Below are 2227 nucleotides of genomic sequence, written 5' to 3'. Positions count from 1 at the left end.
CAGTACGCTGGTGCCCTTGATGGTGTCGGGGATGACTGCGGCGGTCATGGCCTCCAGCGAGTCGAAGCCCAAGGTGGCCAGCATGGCCTGCTCGTCTGCGGCGCGTGGGCCGATGTGGCGGGCGATGAATTCGTTGGCGGTGCCGAGGTTGATGGTCATCTTCGGGTTCCTCAGGCGTCGTCGTTGGCTTTGATCAGGCGGTCGTAGGCATCCTGGTCGAGCAGGGCAGCCACTTCATTCATGTCGGCCGGAAGGAAACGGAAGAACCAGCCTTCGCCCAGCGGGTCTTCGTTGACCAGCTCAGGGCTGTCGTTCAGGCCGTCATTGACGGCGACCACTTCACCGCTCAGAGGCATGTACACGCCGCTGGCGGCTTTGACCGACTCAACGGTTGAGGCTTCGGCACCTTTGTCGTATTGCTGCAACTCCGGCAGTTGCACGTAGACCACATCGCCAAGGGCGTTCTGGGCGTAGGCGGTGATGCCTACGGTGACGCTACCGTCAGCTTCGACGCGCAGCCATTCGTGATCTTCAGTGAAACGCAACTCGCTCATGGGGAATCCTCGGGAAGCAGGGCGTTGGGCGCGGTCGGTTCGCGCTCTTGGGTTGGATTTACCTAAGCAAAAATGCGGCCATAAGATAAAAGTGCATTTAAATCAGTAAGTTACGTTTTTTTCGTAACAATGCACTCTCTTTCTTGGAATGAAAACGCTACAGATGTATGCGCTGGCAAAAGGTTTGGAGGATCAAACCCTTGCAAGCGGGGGCGGGAATGGCACTGTATCTTATTCGATACACTGTATTTAAATCGTTACGGTTCCTTGCGAGGAATGGCAATGCCAGGCAATTCAGGACTTGCCTGCAATTCCGTACTTGCGCAGGCGCTGGGCAATCGCGGTATGCGATGTCTGCAGGCGTCCCGCCAGCTGCCGCGTCGAAGGGTAACTGGCATATAGCCGCTGCAGTAGCTGGCGTTCGAAATCACCCACGGCCTGTTCCAGGCTCGCTACTTCGCCATCCTGCCCACGCGCCACCGAGGTGCCGGCGATGTCAAGGTCGCCGATGTCCACCAGGTTGCTTTCACAGATGGCCGCCGCCCGAAAAATCACGTTCTGCAGCTGGCGCACGTTGCCCGGCCAAGGGTTGGCCAGCAGGGCCGAGTGCGTGGCTGGGGTCAGTCGGCAGGCCGGGCGCTGGATCTGCGTGCAGGCCTGCTGCATGAAGTAGTGCGCGAGCATCAGGATGTCCTGGCCACGGTCACGCAGCGGTGGTACCTGCAGGTTGAGCACGTTGAGGCGGTAGAACAGGTCTTCACGGAACGTGCCCTCGGCGACCATGCGCTCCAGGTCGCGGTGGGTGGCGCTGATGATGCGTACATCAACCTTCACCTCACGGTCGCCGCCCACACGGCGAAAGCTTCCGTCGCTGAGAAAACGCAGCAGTTTGGCCTGCAGGTACGGCGACATCTCGCCGATCTCGTCGAGAAACACCGTGCCCTGGTTGGCCAGCTCCATCAGCCCGGGCTTGCCACCGCGCTGGGCACCGGTGAAGGCGCCTGAGGCGTAGCCGAACAGCTCGCTCTCGGCCAGGCTTTCGGGCAGTGCGGCGCAGTTGAGGGCGAGGAACGGCGCCGCGTGGCGGCTGCTGATGGCATGGCAGGCGCGGGCCACCAGCTCCTTGCCGGTGCCGGTTTCGCCATGCACCAGCAGTGGCGCATCGAGGGCTGCCACACGCAAGGCGCGGGCCTTGAGGGTGCGGATCGCCGGGGACTCACCCAGCAGCGCATCGAAGCCTTCGGCATGGTCGTGGTGCAGGGCCGAAAGGCGTTCGCCCATGCGGTTGGGCGGGTACAGGGTCAGCAGGCCTCCGGCGTTGGTGATCGGCGTGGCGTCGAGCAGCAGGCTCTGGCCGTTGAGCTGCATTTCGCGCATCGGCAAGTGGAAGTTGTTGTCCAGCAGCGCTTGCAGCAGGGCCGGGTCACCGAACAGCTCGCCCACCGAACGACCGGCCGACTCGCGGCCGCACAGGGCAATCAGCGCGGGGTTGGCCAGCAGCACCAGGCCTGCGCTGTCGACGGCCAGCACCGGGTCGCTCATGGCGGCCAGCAGGGCATCGAGCTGCAGGTGTCGGCGCTGGCCAGGGAGGATATCGACCACGTCCACCGACTGTACCCCATGTACTTCGAACAGCGCGTCGTGCAGTTCTTCGAGAACGGCGGGGCTGAGGG

General features: G+C 62.8%; 3 protein-coding genes. All 3 read right to left on the bottom strand.

The annotated features are described in order from the left end of the window. Positions 1-159: hypothetical protein (locus tag BLX42_RS16510; RefSeq protein ID WP_161872186.1), on the bottom strand; the 159-nt coding region annotated here is incomplete at its 3' end. An 11-nt stretch (positions 160-170) separates the two neighbouring features. After that, the gene (gene gcvH, locus BLX42_RS16505) at positions 171-554 is read right to left on the bottom strand and encodes a glycine cleavage system protein GcvH (RefSeq protein WP_161872185.1); all 384 of its coding nucleotides are present in this window, start codon (positions 552-554) and stop codon (positions 171-173) included. A gap of 294 nt (positions 555-848) precedes the next feature. Continuing rightward, the coding region (locus BLX42_RS16500; protein ID WP_161872184.1) for a sigma-54-dependent transcriptional regulator at positions 849-2227 on the bottom strand (1379 nt) is incomplete at its 5' end.

It is taken from the genome of Pseudomonas sp. SG-MS2 (assembly GCF_009933855.1).
In the GTDB taxonomy this organism is placed as follows: domain Bacteria; phylum Pseudomonadota; class Gammaproteobacteria; order Pseudomonadales; family Pseudomonadaceae; genus Aquipseudomonas; species Aquipseudomonas putida_E.
The sequence above is the reverse complement of the archived record's forward strand: the minus strand, read 5'-3'. Positions and strand labels throughout refer to the sequence as shown.

Bases quoted from the DNA above. Each gene is read 5' to 3' on its own strand.
- gcvH (WP_161872185.1), bottom strand. From the start codon at position 554: ATGAGCGAGTTGCGTTTCACTGAAGATCACGAATGGCTGCGCGTCGAA.